Source organism: Ruegeria sp. HKCCD4315 (assembly GCF_013112245.1).
In the GTDB taxonomy this organism is placed as follows: Bacteria; Pseudomonadota; Alphaproteobacteria; order Rhodobacterales; family Rhodobacteraceae; genus Ruegeria.
Genome location: NZ_WVRN01000003.1, coordinates 106,270 through 120,241 on the forward strand (window position 1 = coordinate 106,270; position 13,972 = coordinate 120,241).

16 protein-coding genes and 1 pseudogene are annotated in these 13,972 nt (G+C 56.6%); 7 read left to right on the top strand and 10 right to left on the bottom strand.

All coding sequences use genetic code 11. The annotated features are described in order from the left end of the window. Positions 1-51: 51 nt before the first annotated feature. On the top strand, positions 52-249 hold the full coding sequence (locus tag GS646_RS22435) for a heavy-metal-associated domain-containing protein (RefSeq protein WP_171648662.1): 198 nt from the start codon (positions 52-54) through the stop codon (positions 247-249). Between the two features lie 36 nt (positions 250-285). Here GS646_RS22435 and GS646_RS22440 read toward each other — a convergent pair whose 3' ends face one another. The 8 genes from GS646_RS22440 to GS646_RS22475 form a co-directional block, all read right to left on the bottom strand. Beyond that, positions 286-978, bottom strand: a complete 693-nt coding sequence (locus GS646_RS22440; protein WP_171648709.1) for a DsbA family protein — start codon at positions 976-978, stop codon at positions 286-288. A gap of 37 nt (positions 979-1,015) precedes the next feature. Then, entirely contained in the window at positions 1,016-1,489 is a 474-nt protein-coding gene (locus GS646_RS22445) for a c-type cytochrome (RefSeq protein ID WP_171648660.1), read from the bottom strand. Continuing rightward, positions 1,489-2,751 carry a multicopper oxidase family protein gene (locus tag GS646_RS22450; RefSeq protein ID WP_247744399.1) on the bottom strand — a complete coding sequence of 421 codons (1,263 nt, stop codon included), beginning with the start codon at positions 2,749-2,751 and terminating at the stop codon, positions 1,489-1,491. The genes GS646_RS22445 and GS646_RS22450 overlap by 1 nt, the downstream gene beginning before the upstream one ends. Before the next feature lie 147 nt (positions 2,752-2,898). Continuing rightward, positions 2,899-3,798: a c-type cytochrome gene (locus GS646_RS22455; protein WP_171648657.1), complete on the bottom strand. Its 900-nt coding sequence runs from the start codon at positions 3,796-3,798 to the stop codon at positions 2,899-2,901. A 9-nt stretch (positions 3,799-3,807) separates the two neighbouring features. Next, positions 3,808-4,362 (bottom strand): cytochrome c, encoded by a 555-nt coding sequence (locus GS646_RS22460; RefSeq protein ID WP_171648655.1) that lies wholly within the window; start codon positions 4,360-4,362, stop codon positions 3,808-3,810. Between the two features lie 396 nt (positions 4,363-4,758). After that, the gene (locus GS646_RS22465) at positions 4,759-5,208 is read right to left on the bottom strand and encodes a cytochrome c (protein ID WP_171648653.1); all 450 of its coding nucleotides are present in this window, start codon (positions 5,206-5,208) and stop codon (positions 4,759-4,761) included. A gap of 66 nt (positions 5,209-5,274) precedes the next feature. Then, complete coding sequence (locus tag GS646_RS22470; protein WP_171648651.1) at positions 5,275-5,865, bottom strand: L,D-transpeptidase; 591 nt, start codon at positions 5,863-5,865, stop codon at positions 5,275-5,277. Positions 5,866-6,499: 634 nt separating this feature from the next. Further along, positions 6,500-7,153: a L,D-transpeptidase gene (locus tag GS646_RS22475; protein ID WP_171648647.1), complete on the bottom strand. Its 654-nt coding sequence runs from the start codon at positions 7,151-7,153 to the stop codon at positions 6,500-6,502. A 286-nt stretch (positions 7,154-7,439) separates the two neighbouring features. Here GS646_RS22475 and GS646_RS22480 point away from each other — a divergent pair, with 286 nt between their 5' ends. Further along, positions 7,440-8,105 (top strand): hypothetical protein, encoded by a 666-nt coding sequence (locus tag GS646_RS22480; RefSeq protein WP_171648645.1) that lies wholly within the window; start codon positions 7,440-7,442, stop codon positions 8,103-8,105. Between the two features lie 4 nt (positions 8,106-8,109). Here the strand turns inward: GS646_RS22480 and GS646_RS22485 are convergent, their stop codons facing one another. Both GS646_RS22485 and GS646_RS22490 read right to left on the bottom strand, forming a co-directional pair. After that, positions 8,110-8,355 (bottom strand): hypothetical protein, encoded by a 246-nt coding sequence (locus GS646_RS22485; protein WP_171678587.1) that lies wholly within the window; start codon positions 8,353-8,355, stop codon positions 8,110-8,112. 21 nt (positions 8,356-8,376) lie between these two features. Continuing rightward, entirely contained in the window at positions 8,377-9,216 is an 840-nt protein-coding gene (locus GS646_RS22490; protein WP_171648640.1) for a transporter, read from the bottom strand. A 215-nt stretch (positions 9,217-9,431) separates the two neighbouring features. Here GS646_RS22490 and GS646_RS22495 point away from each other — a divergent pair, with 215 nt between their 5' ends. From GS646_RS22495 to GS646_RS22515, 5 genes and pseudogenes are all read left to right on the top strand, one after another. Next, positions 9,432-11,426 carry a heme lyase CcmF/NrfE family subunit gene (locus tag GS646_RS22495; protein ID WP_171648638.1) on the top strand — a complete coding sequence of 665 codons (1,995 nt, stop codon included), beginning with the start codon at positions 9,432-9,434 and terminating at the stop codon, positions 11,424-11,426. Between the two features lie 4 nt (positions 11,427-11,430). After that, positions 11,431-12,000, top strand: coding sequence for a DsbE family thiol:disulfide interchange protein (locus GS646_RS22500; protein ID WP_170515764.1), 570 nt, complete (start codon positions 11,431-11,433; stop codon positions 11,998-12,000). Beyond that, entirely contained in the window at positions 11,997-12,485 is a 489-nt protein-coding gene (locus tag GS646_RS22505; RefSeq protein ID WP_171648636.1) for a cytochrome c-type biogenesis protein, read from the top strand. The genes GS646_RS22500 and GS646_RS22505 overlap by 4 nt, the downstream gene beginning before the upstream one ends. Then, positions 12,482-13,630, top strand: a complete 1,149-nt coding sequence (gene ccmI, locus GS646_RS22510) for a c-type cytochrome biogenesis protein CcmI (RefSeq protein ID WP_171648634.1) — start codon at positions 12,482-12,484, stop codon at positions 13,628-13,630. Before GS646_RS22505 ends, ccmI begins: the two co-directional genes overlap by 4 nt. 116 nt (positions 13,631-13,746) lie before the next feature. Continuing rightward, positions 13,747-13,972: pseudogene (locus GS646_RS22515) on the top strand (ATPase); the annotation flags it as partial.

Below are 13,972 nucleotides of genomic sequence, written 5' to 3' on the forward strand. Positions count from 1 at the left end.
CCTGTGCTGGAATACTTTAGCCGGGACAACGGAAAACAGGAGCAAACATCCATGACGACCCTAAATATCCCGGATATGAGCTGCGGGCACTGCAAGTCAGCTATCGAAAAAGCCGTTGCCACGGTGGATTCCTTCGCACAGTTGGACTTTGACATGGAAAACCGCAGGGTACGTGTCTTAAGCGCCAATCCACTTGATCATATCCTTGCTGCTCTGAAGTCCGAGGGATACGAAGCCACGGTCGCATGAGAAACTTAGGGGCGCACATTCAGTCGCCCCTTGGTTTTATCTTGCGTCTCTGACTGCCTCGATTAGCCGGGTCATTTCATCTTCGGCGATCAGCCCCGGGGCAAGAGCATCTCCAATCACAAACGAGGGGGTGCCACTGAAGCCAAGCTGTCGGGCCAATTCCATGGACACCTGAATATGTGCGTCGACTTCCGGCGCCTCCATATCTGCGCGCAATTGATCCTCGTCCAGGCCGAGTTCACGGACAACTTTCAGGACACTGGCCTCAGTGGCACGACCGTCCAGAGCCATAAGCGCCCAATGAAATTCTTCATATTTTCCCTGATTACGTGAGGCAAGCGCGGCGCGTGCCGCGAAGTCGGAACCTTCTCCGAGTATGGGCCATTCTCGATAGACAACTCGTACATCGGAATCGCCTGCGATTACGTTTTTCACAACCGGGGCAGCGCGTTTGCAATATGGGCAGTTATAGTCAAAAAACTCGACCACGGTTACATCGCCTTTCGGGTTTCCGATGACAGGCGCATTCGGATCCTGTTCCAGCAATTCACGCTGATTTTCCAAGACGCTTCCAATTGCTTCGGCTTTTGCCTGATTCTCGCGCTGTTGAAGCAGTTGAATCGCCTGCATGATGATCTCAGGGTTTTCCAAAATGGCTTCCAGAGCCAGCCGTTTCACATCGGAGTCAGACAGCTCGTCGGCGCGTGCTATAGGAACGCCAATCGACATGGCGATGGCGATTAAGCCTGCAAATATTCGTTTCACATCAGTTTCCTTCCGTTTGTTCTGCCTCGGTGCGCTGCTCTTGCAGCTTGCGTTCCCGATCCGGCCAACTCTCCTTGATGAAGGCAAGGATGTCCCAGATTTCCTGATCCGACAGAGTGTCCTCGAAACCTGGCATACCGCTTTTGACATCAGAGACGCCCATCTGTTTTAGTGTTTGGTCCCCGCCAAGCTTTGTATAATCGAACAACAGCTTGTCGCTGTGATGCCAAGTGTGCCCTGTTCGGTCATGCGGGGGTGCCCGTAGTACGCCATCTGCACCGGGTGTCTGCCAATCTGGTTGACCCTCCAAATCTGCCCCGTGGCATGACGCGCAGTTTTCGGCATACAAAAATACACCACGTGCCGAATCCGCCGATGAACTGTTCTGCGCACGCCCACCCAAGCCCCAGCCAGCGACCGCGACAATGATCACCACAGCAGCCAGTGACAGCCAATTCGCCGCGCTCTTGTTCATCACGCCACGCTCAGCCAGGTCTTCATACCAGCGGCCTGATGCGACAGCATGTGGCAATGAAACAGCCAGTCCCCCGGGTTATCCGCAACGAACGCAATCTCCCGCGTTTCCATCCGGTCAACCAGGATTGTGTCCCGCAGCGGCCCCAGGCTGCCGTTCGGCAGAACTTCCTGAAAGTGCGTCCCGTGCAAGTGCATGGCGTGCGCAAAGACAGTGTCGTTCTGCATCTGAATACGGACTATGTCGCCACGCGAAACGGAAGCGAGCGGGTCTTCGGGTAACCCTGCGACTCCGTTGAATGTCCAGATCTGTCCTTCCTGAACCAACTCATTAGCGCTCATGACTTGGCCGTTGTAAGTACCTTGACGCAGTCCGCCCATCGCCCCGCCTTCCATCACCAATGGAACCTTTAAGGCGTCAGAAACATCTTCAAGAAAAGAAACAGGGTTGGGTGGCAGAGCTTCAATCTCACCGCGGCTGGCAGATGTACCGCTTCCCGAAACCGGGATCTCAGCGATAACAAATGATTCATCGCGTTCGTGAAGAGTTATTTGAACGGCTTCGTTCGATTCCGCTGTGACGTCGACGATCAAGTCTGCTCGCTGTGCAGGTCCGAAAACAAGTGTTTCGAAATCTTCTGGCTGCCTTACAGGCATTCCATCATAAGCGACCAGTTTCCCGTTTGCGCCACCTACTGACACATACATGATCCGATCAGTTGCCACGTTGACCATTCGAATTCGCAATCGCTGGTTCGTCAAAACTTCGGTCATTGGCGATATGCGCGCGTGAACGTAGTTTCCCATCCGACCTGCATGGGTCCAATCATGCATTGCACCAAAATCATCAACTATTTGAGCGTCCTTAGACAACCGCCAGTCATCCAGAAGGATCGTAATGTCATGATCCGTGTCCGGCGGGTCCGTTTCGTCGACGATGAACGCGCCGTAAAGGCCCCTGGCCACTTGTTCCGTTGACTGGTTGTGAGAGTGATACCAGAAGGTCCCCGCGTCCTTCAGAGGCAAGTCATACTGAAATTCGCCGCCGGTTGGTACAGCCTCCTGCGTAAGGCCCGGCACCCCGTCCATATTGTTTGGAACCCGCAATCCGTGCCAATGGATTGCTGTAGGCTGAGGTAGCGAGTTCAGGAGTGTCCGGCGAACCGTTTCGCCTTGCCGGGCACGAATTTCAGGGCCCGGAACACCGCCATCATATCCCCATATCTCGGTTTCAGGATAGCTGTCGGGGGCAATACGTGCCAATCCTGAACGCGCCTCGATTATTCGAGGGGCGGTAGCCGCCCTCCCGAAAGTCGGCATTGCGATTAGTGCCGACGTGCCTGCAACGAATTGCCTGCGATTGAGCTTCATGAGGACTTCCCTCCAAAGAAAATTTGATCTCTCACTCGATTACCCCCCGTCGTGCACATCCAGCAGATAGGTCGCCATTGCCTTCCGGTCTTCGTCTGTCAGAAAGCTGGTGCCATAGTTTACGACCTCTCCCATGGCGCCGCCGAAGACATCGCCATCAGGCATTACGCCGGTGCGCAACGCGTAGGCCAAATCATCTACCGTCCAACCACGCTTTTGCAGGGTTTCAAAGTCGATGGCCGGTGCCGTGTCACCGCCCGGCAGAGAGTCACTTCCCTTGAAGTGTTCCGTGTCCGAATTTCTTGCGCCAGCCAGGTTCCTCCCGGTGTGGCAGGCCGCACAATGCGTGGCACCTTCGACCAGTAGCCGGCCCCGGTTCCACACTTCGTCATTGCCCGGCACGGGATCAGTGCGGGGTGGTTCCAGAAAAGCCGCGCGCCACAGCTTCAGGCCCCATCTCTGATTGAAGGGGAACGCCATTTCCTGCTCTTTTGACGGTTCCGCTACCGGTGCAACCGTTTGCCAGGCGGCCCAGAGATCGGCGATATCCTGATCCGTGAAATTGGCATAGAACGGATAAGGAAAGGCCGGGTAGTAGGGTTGTCCGCCGGGTGACACGCCTTGACGCACAGCGCGGGCAAATTCCTCGACCGTCCAATCACCGATCCCGTGGTTAGGATCTGTGGTCAGGTTCGGTGAATAGAGCGTGCCGAACGGGGTATCCAACTCCACCCCACCGGCCAATGGCGCGCCCCCTTTGGCAAAATCTGTGTGGCAAGCGATACAGCCACTTGCCCTTGCCAGATAAGCCCCGCGGTTAACGTCACCCTGAATGTCGAGAGCTTGTAAGGGCTGGCCAATTGGCCAAGCCATCACGGCAACAAGTCCCGCTGACGCCGTTACGGCGGCAGCAAGGCCCAATCGGAATATCGGTCTCATGACGCATTCCTATTCCGACCGAAATTGCGTGTGACACGCCGAGCAAGTCTGGCTCAGCATCATGAACACACCATCTGCTGGCATTTCAGACAGTTGTGTCTGATCTGGACTGCCACCCATCATAGAACCGCCACCCATCATGGATGCGCCGCCCATCATGCCCGAACCTTGCCCCGACCCGGACATCATCAACCCGTTGTCCGCCGCAAGCACGAGGCCTTCAGAGTAGGTTTCCAACTGGCTGGCCAATTCAGCAAAGGAACCCCAATCCTGCCAGATCTCCGGTTTGGCCTCCGAGGGTTTGCCATCAGATCCTTCTGGAAACAGCTTTGTCATGCTTTCACCAGCATGACGCCCAATTATCTCGGCTTCGCTTTGTACCGTTTGCGCATTGTAGGGCGTTTTCCCCTGCATCATCGGCGTAAGGATCTTCATGCTGTCCTTCATCGCGGACATACCATCCATGCGTTCTTTGACGATGCCGGTTGCGCCACCATGCGCCAGGGCGGCGGCTGCGAACAGAGAAACCAGGGCAACGCCTGTGGTCATTTTTAGAATGTTCATTGTTTTGTCCTTGTCGTCTGCTTCGACGCGCCCAGGTTGAGCGCAATTCGACTGGTCAGATCAGGACACGCGGCGGTGGTGGGTCAAACGCCGCGATACCGAGCACCCGGTATTGGGCTCGAGGGATCGAGTATCTTTGTTCAGTATCTTGGGGGCCAGGCGGTGGTGGACCCATCGAAAATAGACCAACAGCGTTGCAAATCGTTCCGCCATGACAATGTCCGGGATGACCCTGCTTGACATGCTCAACGTCCGCTGACTCCGTTTGGTCAATCACGTGCTGTGATCCACTGCCATGTGCATGAGCAGAATCGGCCGTCACAAGCAGCCCGCCAATGGTCAGCACCATTGACAGTATGATGTAACGAATTGCACTGCCCATTCGGCTCGTCACCTTCAGAAAATCCCGTTTTCCTGCTGCAGCTCTCTGATATACGCCACGATGCCCTTCACATCCGCACGGGTCAAGCCATCGACCGGCGGCATATTACCAAACTTCCAATGGTGTGCCCGAACTCCATTCTGGACTGCCACATAAAATGACTCGTCCGAATGGTGGCTTGGTTCATAGATTTTATGCACCAAAGGTGGTGCAAGGCCTTCCAGACCTGTTGCATTCGCGCCATGGCACGCCGAGCATTTGGCGTCGAATGCCACTTTGCCGACGGCCGCAAATTCGCTTAGCTGGTCCGGCAGATTGACGTTTTCGATTGGGTCTCCTGGCTCCAGTGCTGACGTATCGGGTGGCGTCATCGAGTGACCTGTTGGTTGCTGATTTAAGTTGTAGACTAAAGCTGCGGCGCCTGCGATCACTACTCCGCCTATCAAGAGTGTAAGTTTATCCATCTCTGTTCTTCACATGATTGTCAGTTCTTAGGTTCAACGCGCGCAAAAAAATCCGCCTGACCAAGGTCAGATCAGTTTTACCTGAGTGCCCACAGTGGCCAGTTCGAACAATTCCGCAATCTGCTCGTTGTATAAACCAATGCAGCCGTTGGAGGATCTTCTCCCGATCTTGCGCGTGTCGTTGGTGCCGTGGATACGGTAGTATTGCCAGCTCAAATAGAGCGCATGTGTCCCCAGAGGGTTCTCAGGACCCGGGCCTACATAGTCAGGCCATGCTGGATTGCGCTCTTTCATTGCCGGCGTTGGTCGCCAAGATGGCCCTTCGACCTTGCGAATAACTGTGGTGTAGCCCAGCCTTGTAAGGTCTTCCGTGAGCGGTACGCTGGTTGGATACATCCGATAGACGCTTTCGTCTTCTGACCAATATTGCAGGACCTTGGACTGTGTATCAGACAGGATTACCCCGTTTTTCAAGGTATCAAAGTGGTCCTGCCATTTAGCAACGCGGAATGAGGAAACATTGCGGCGCGTCCCCTCAGTTGCCGTTGATTGGGCCCAAACGGCCGGTGCTGGAAAAAGCGCCGTCGCAGCAAACGCGGCAATCACTCCACGTCGCGTAACAACCTTTCCTTCTTTGCTCCGTTTCATGCCTGCCATCCCAAAGTTTATTCTTTTTTTCCGACTCAAATAACTCGTATGCCCGGTTCCCGCGCTGGAAGGTCAACACGCAAATGACATTTCATATGGGATGACTCGTCTGAATTGTCGTTGCCGTTGGCGCAGGGATATTTCCTTAGAAGGCGGACCCAAATCATCAAGTCATTGTGGAAAAGCAATTTTTCTTGGACGTAATTCCAGGCTGCTATCAGCAAAACCTGACTTTCTTGAATCAACCGAGCACAAAAAAGCAACGCTAACAATTGCTTAGTTCTTGGAGAATTGATGTGATCACCCACCGATGCGAGGGTATCAGGTACTACAAATGACAAACACAGTGGACTAAACACCATGTGCTTCAAGAAAGCTTTCCAAGCACTGGCCGCACTTATGCTCGTCGGCGCCTGCACCGAAACAACGTCGATATCTGCAGAAAGCGAGCCCGGAACGCTTTCCCGAGTTCCTGACGCCGTTGCCCAGATCGCTGCTCCGGGCCAGGACCTGAACGCCGTTAAAATCATGCCTGAGGACGGTTGCTATTGGTATCGCTACGTGGGGCCGGTTGAAACAACCTACCTGCCACTCAGGACTATTGAAGGGCGCCCAATCTGTACGCGCGCCTGACAAGCGCCTATCAGCTGGTCGCGGTCAGAAGGCGCTCGGGAGGGTAGAGATGAGCCGTGGACCCTGGCCTGACACGATCATAAAGCCCGATGATATGTGGCATCGCCATCCTTACGCAGCCAGAACTTGCGCGACCTCCGATAGATCTTGGATAAGGCGTTCCGTGAATTCGCAGGTATGTGTCGCGACCACCTTCGAACAGATAAAACGCCCTTGATCCCAATGGGTTTGTCGGCCCACCGGGCACACCATCTGCGAATTGCGCATATTCATCAGGGTCGCGTTCAATCATTTCGGCGGTAGGAGTCCAACGCGGCCATTTGGCCTTTCGCTTGATTGTGTAGACACCGGGCTCGTAAAGATTGCCTCGGGCAATGGCTACGCCGTAACGCATTGCTGTGCCACCGTCTTCGATGAAATACAGATATCGTGCCACCGCGTCGACATGAATGTCACCCGGAATAAGTGGTCGATTGGTTTGCACACGTTGAGGCAGGAAACGTGGGTGTAACCCCCAGGGATTGGATGTTGCGGGATCAAAATTGGCTGGCGTTACTTGCGCATCCCACTCCGACCATTGCGAGGCCGCCGCCGACGTCACTCCAAAAACTGGCTGAGAGAAAATGGCAAGTGAAGTCGCAACAAAGTGTCGTCTGGTCAGCATTGATAGCGCTCCTGTAACTTGGTTTGGTATCCGGAACCGTGGAGATGGACAAAGACAATCATCCGAACAATCCGTTATGTCCATTCAATTGTTCGTTCGAAACGACTGGCGTCCTAAGCGTTAGCATTTAAGACACAGGCGGAATCGGGTTACTGAGTCATCATGCGCCGACTTTGTTGCAACAAAGCAAATCAGATTCCAAGGTTTGCGAACCTTCATCAATCAACAGCACTGAAATCACTTTGGGTGATCGACGGGAAACGGACTGGCTGGCAAGGTAGATGTAATGGAGAGATTTTTCGCAATCGACATGCCGTTTTGGCAGTTTGCACGGAACACGCTGATCGTCAGCTGTCTTGCGCTGGTGCCATTGTTGCTGGCTTTCATACTGCGTACGCCGGGCTTTGCGACGCACCTTCTGAACGGCGGTCCCGCGTTTGTCCGGTTTTTTCGCCAGGTGGTGACAAATGGGCTGCCCGTCGTGTTTGCCGTGAACTATCTCAGCTTTTTTCTATTCGCCTTTGGGGTCAGGGCGCGGGGCAGGGGGGCCGTCCCGGCCCGGTATCTGCTAATTGACCTGCTGCTACGGGCCGTCCTGTTCATCGTGCTGCATGCGCTGATCTACGCGCTTTCGGCGGACTGGTTCGGGTCTTTCGGCGGTGATCCCGTAGTGGCGTTGCGGGTAGTCGGTCCGACGCTGGTACGCTCCGCCTACTTCGAGAACATCTCAGGCGTTTACCTGTACGCCACGCTGGTCGGAGCGCTGCCGCTATACCTATCCGTCGTTCAGAGCCAGATCGCCCACGGTACTGGATTTGCAGCCCAACTGGCACGTCGCGTACCTGGGCGCGGCGGACCTGTGGTATTGGCCCTGCTACTGATGGCGGTGTCAGTGGTCGTTCTGACCACCGCGGCGGCGCTGATTGTCCGTTTACAGTCGGTTTGGGGCTGAAGGGTCAGAACGCCCTGCGTATCGCGAAGGAGACTGCGTAATCGCGTTCAAGCTGGGGCCCATCCAGATCTTGATACACCGGGATCACGCCCTCGATACCCAGGCGCGTGCCCGCCAAAACGCCCGACCCCGGCACAAGGTAATTCACTCCGATTCCGATACTCAGAAACTGGCCGCCGCGCAGGGTGGGATCAGCGGTGGGCACCATGCCTGGGTTCAGGCGCGCATCCGACCCGTCAATGTTTTCCACGATGTCGCCGACCACCCGCAACTAGGAGCTGAACTGGTCATTCCAGCGCCGCGCACCCCAAACTGTTGCTGAATAGACGTCACCCAAGGTGTAACCGGCATCATTCTCACCCATCCGGATCATGGCGGCCAGCTGGGCGCCCCACGACCAATCTGCGTTCTGGCCCGTATAGGTGATGCCCGGCAGCAGGTCGTAGGTGCCGGACCCCAGTTGCATAGGGTAGGGCAGCAGCTGGTCCGGCCCGGCCGGCGTAGTGTCGGTCTCGTCTATCGATCCGGTCGGCAAGCTGAGGCCAAGAGACAGTTCCAGAACCTGCCCGTCGGATTTGTAGACATCATACCCGCCGATGATCTTCAGGTCACCGAACCCCTGCGCCCTGGTCTTGAAAGTCTGCCCCATGCGGGTCTGATGTTTCATCGACTTGTTGGTATAGGGCAGCATCGCCATGACCGAGATGTCATCGGTCACGCCATACATCAGGCCGATCATCGCCATGTTCATGCTCATGCTGAGCGGCGCGATCATATATTGCGACAGCACGTCCGAAGTAGACAGCGACTGCGTTCCCGAGCGGTTTCCGTCCATCTCCATGTTCATAAACGAGAATACCGGCATCAACACGCCCTCGGGCGGGTGCATGCCTCCGACGACACCCGTGGGTGGCGACGCGTCAGGGCGCATCATTGCCGACATGTTGCCCATTCCAGCCATTCCAGCAGAGGCTTTCGGGTCCATCGCCATGCTGTCAGTCGGCTGTGTCACCGTTTGAGCCATGACGGGCGACGCCAGGCCCAGACCCCCGGCCATCAAAGCGGCCCGAACGAATTTCCAACGGTGAATTTTTGCTGTTTGGTTTCTCACCATCCTATCCTCACTCGGTTGTCCATTTCGCGCTCCGTGACAAGCGACGTGTTGGAAAAATGGGGGATTCCCACGCTGGAAGGTCAAGGCCACCGGTTCGTAAATCCGCCAGCCAAGGCGCACGCGTCTGGTTGGGGTGCGGCAAAAATGTCCTTGACTCTCCAGCGCTGGATTGTCGGACAAGGCCGCGAAACCGGAAACCCGGAGGGTTTGGAATGATACCGGAAATCGGGCAGTTTGCCTTGGCGCTCGCCCTGGCCGTGTCCTTGGTGCAAAGCGTATTACCTTTGATTGGAGCAGCGCGGAACAATGTCATGTGGATGCGATCGGCATCTGCGACCTCGATCCTGCAGACAGCGCTGGTTGCTATCGCCTTCGCCGCTCTGATGTGGTCCTTCGTGGTCAGCGATTTCACTGTGCTAAATGTGGCCAGCAATTCTCATTCGCTGAAACCGATGCTTTTCAAGGTGGCTGCGACCTGGGGTAGCCACGAAGGGTCGCTGCTGTTGTGGATTCTGATATTGGTGATTTTCGGGCTGGGTGTGTCTTTGTTGGCTCGGAACATCCCGCTGAAACTCAAGGCGCGCACACTGGCAGTGCAGGCCTGGATCAGCGCGGGGTTCCTGTCATTCATGCTGTTCACCTCGAACCCGTTCGACCGGGTGTTTCCGGCACCGCTGGATGGTCAGGATTTAAATCCGCTATTGCAGGATGTCGGCCTGGCTATGCACCCGCCGTTCCTATACCTGGGTTACGTCGGCTTCTCGATCGTATTTTCTTTCGCCGTGGCTGCCCTGATTGAGGGGCGGGTCGATCCGGCATGGGCGCGTTGGGTCCGACCCTGGACATTGGCGGCGTGGGTGTTTCTGACACTTGGTATCGTACTGGGCAGCTGGTGGGCCTATTACGAACTGGGTTGGGGCGGCTGGTGGTTCTGGGATCCGGTCGAGAATGTCTCGTTTATGCCCTGGCTTGCTGGCACAGCGCTGTTCCATTCGGCCATCGTGACAGAAAAGCGCGGCAGCTTCAAAAGTTGGACGATCCTGCTGGCCGTTTTGACCTTCTCGTTGTCCTTGTTGGGGACATTCATTGTCCGCTCAGGCTTGCTTACATCGGTCCACGCGTTTTCGGTCGATCCCGAACGCGGCATTTACATCTTGGCACTGTTGGCTGTCGCGATCGGTGGTTCATTGACGCTGTTTGCCATACGCGCACCGGAGATGGAGGGCGGCGGTCTTTTTGCCCCGATCAGCCGCGAGGCCGGTTTGCTTATTAACAACCTGCTGCTGGCCACCGCAACGGCGACGGTTCTATTCGGTACGCTTTATCCGCTTTTGCTTGAGGCTGTGACAGGTGAAAAGATTTCGGTTGGACCACCTTATTACAACGCCAGTTTCGTGCCGATCATGCTGGTTCTGGTCGTTGTAATGGGGATTGGGCCGCTGTTGTCATGGAAGCGGGCGGATTTGCGCGGTGTTCTGGGCCGGCTTAAATGGGTGGCCGGGGTTAGCCTGCTCGTGGCGTTGCTTGTGTGGTATCTGGATACCGGCGGCCCAGCCTTGGCGGTACTGTCGATCGGCCTTGCGGTTTGGTTGCTGGGCGCTGTGCTGACAGAGTGGGCCAGCCGAATAAAGCTGGGTGAGGCACCGCTGGCCGAGTCCCTGCGTCGGGCCCGCAACCTACCGCGTTCGCATTACGGCATGGTCGTGGCCCATGCGGGGTTGGCGGTCTGTATGATCGGCTTTATCGGGTCCAGCGCTTGGAAATCCGAGGTCGTGACTTTTGCCGAGCCCGGAACACAGATCGAGATAGCAGGGTTCGACGTGCGTTTTGACGGTGTGGAACAGCTTCGCGGTCCGAACTATCTGTCTCGCACGGCCACACTGAAGGTATTTCGCGATGGCGCTTATGTCACCACGCTTCAACCCGAGCGCAGGGCCTATCTCGTGGCGGGTACCAGTACGACCGAGTCGGCAATTCGAACGACGTTGGCAGGGGACCTTTACGCCTCGATATCGGAACCGGCGGCGGAATCAGAACAGAGCAAATGGACTCTGCGTATCCTGTATGAGCCATTGGTGGTCTGGATCTGGATAGGTTCAGGATTGTTAGCATTTGGTGGTGTCTTGTCACTCTCCGATCGGCGTCTACGCGTCGGTGCACCACGAAAACGGACTGGGCAGGGCTCCGTTCCGGTGGCGGCGGAGTAGGGCAATGAAACGTCTATTTGCACTGTTCCCAATTACGATTGCCGGCATCCTGGGTGCCTTTCTGCTATGGGGATTGAATCCCGATCGCGATCCAAACGAAATCCCGTCTGTTTTGATCTCTCAGCCGGTGCCTGAGTTCGACTTGCCGCCGGTCGATGGGCTGGATACCCACGGGCTGTCCAGTACCGATCTGGTGGAAAATGACGGGTCAGCTCCGATCGTGGTCAACGTGTTTGCGTCCTGGTGCGTGCCCTGCCGGGCCGAACATGCGGTGCTAACGCGTATGGTGCGCGATGAGGGCATTCGCCTGATGGGCATTAACTACAAAGACAAGCCGCAGGACGCGCGGAAATGGCTCGACGATCTGGGCAACCCTTATGAGCGCATCGGTTCCGACCTGGACGGCCGAGCCGGGATCGAATGGGGGATTTCCGGCGTGCCAGAGACCTTTGTGATTGATGGCGCGGGCAAGGTCGTATTCCGTTTTGTTGGCCCGGTGCTGGGCGACGAGGCAATTTCAAAGATGCGCACCGCGCTGGATCAGGCGCGGGCGGCCGGAGGAGAGGCGTCATGATACGTCGCATTGTAATTACCGCAGTCACTCTGGCGATGCTGGTGTCGCAGCCGGCATTCGCGGTTGAGCCCGACGAGATACTTGCAGATCCGGTTCTGGAAGAACGGGCCCGGGCGATTTCAAAACAGGTGCGCTGCGTGGTGTGCCAGAACCAAGACATCGACAGTTCTAACGCCGGGGTGGCGCGCGACCTTCGTCTGCTTGTGCGCGAACGGCTGGTGGCAGGTGACTCGGACCAGCAGGTTATGGATTTTCTGGTTGCGCGTTATGGCGACTATGTTCTGTTCAACCCGCCGTGGAAGCCATCAACTTACATACTGTGGGTTGCGCCTATCGTCATCCTGGGGCTGGGTGGTATCGCGACTGCAGCGGTATTGACCCAGAATGCGCGCCGATATCGGAAGTCGCGAAATCAAGAGACGGCACACGGCGCGAGCGAAGAACGGAATTCCGAAAACCATTCACTCACGGAGCCGCACGCATGATCTGGATTATCTTTTCATTCATGGCCGTGGCGGTGTTTCTGACGCTCGCCCTCTCCGGTATGGGGCGCAAGACCTCGGACTTGTCGAGACACGAAAGCGCCTCTGCCATCTTTTCCGACCAGATCGGCGAAGTAGAGAAGGACCTGGAACGAGGAATTATCTCGGCCGAAGAAGCCAAGGCCGCCAGAGCCGAGATAGAACGTCGCCTGAAGGCGATTGACCGGCAATCGGACGACAAAGCGATGATGGGCCATTCCGGGCGTGCGCTGATTTTACTTGCCGCGCTGGTAGTTCCAGCGCTCGGAGCCGGTCTTTATTGGCAACTGGGTAGTCCCTACATCCCCAGCCAGCCATTTGCCCAACGCGAGGGGGAGCAGGCCGAAGCCCGTGAAATCGCCGACCTTGCCGTGCGCCTGAAGTCGCGGCTCGAGGCGGATGAAACCGGCGGGCCAACCGAGGGATGGGTGTTGTTGGCTCAGACCTATATGCGTATGGGACGCTTTGGAGATGCCGCAGACGCGTTCGAGGGGTTGCTGGACCGACCCAATGCGAATTCAGCGCTGGTGTCGCAATATGGCGAGGCGTTGGTCTATGCCGATGACGGTGTCGTTACGCCCAAGGCCGATCGGGCGTTTGAACGAGCCTTGGAACTGGACCCATCGAACCCAGCAGCGACATTCTACAAAGCCGTTGGTCTGGAGCAGGCTGGATCGCCTGAAAAGGCCTATGATCTACTGAAGACGCGGATCGACGCCGAAGAGGAGTTCCGGCCATGGATGGAGAGTTTTGTGGCCCAGCTTAACCGCATCGCCCCGTCGATAGGACGGGCGCCGGTGGATCTGGCGACTTTTGCCCCTTCCATGCCCGGCCCAACTGCCGATCAGGTGGCGACGGCCGAGGAGATGTCCGACGAAGATCGGCAGGCCTTCATCCGCTCGATGGTCGAACGGCTGGCGAGCCGGATGCAGGAAAACCCAGGGGATCTGGACGGCTGGATGCGGCTGGGCAACGCCTATTCGGTGCTGGGCGAGACCGACGGCGCCCGGAACGCCTATGGCAGGGCAAGGGATCTGGCGGATGACCTGCCGCAGGAGGATCCGCGCAAGGTGGCAATCGACCGGGCATTGCGGGAACTGGGGGGGTGATTCCCGCAGCCTGGCGTGGGTCGGGCCGGCGCCGACTTCGCGCTCCGATGCCCAGTGAGCCATCTGGAAAATGCCGGTTTAGGCTTTCGCATGCCGATCTTTAGGAGGTTGAGGCCATGAAAGTTGAAACGTTTTCTGATCTAATTGTCTGGACGCGGGAAATGCATCATTGGCTCGCCGAATGTTTGGCCCACTGTTCGACACAGTCCGAGCAGGAGCTGGCCAGGATGTTGCTTACCTACCTCGCCGACCATGAGGCTGCTTTGGAGAAAATCGTCGATGGCTTCGTGAAACGAGCCGATCCCAAAGCGCTCAACACGTGGGTATATGACTATTTGGGCC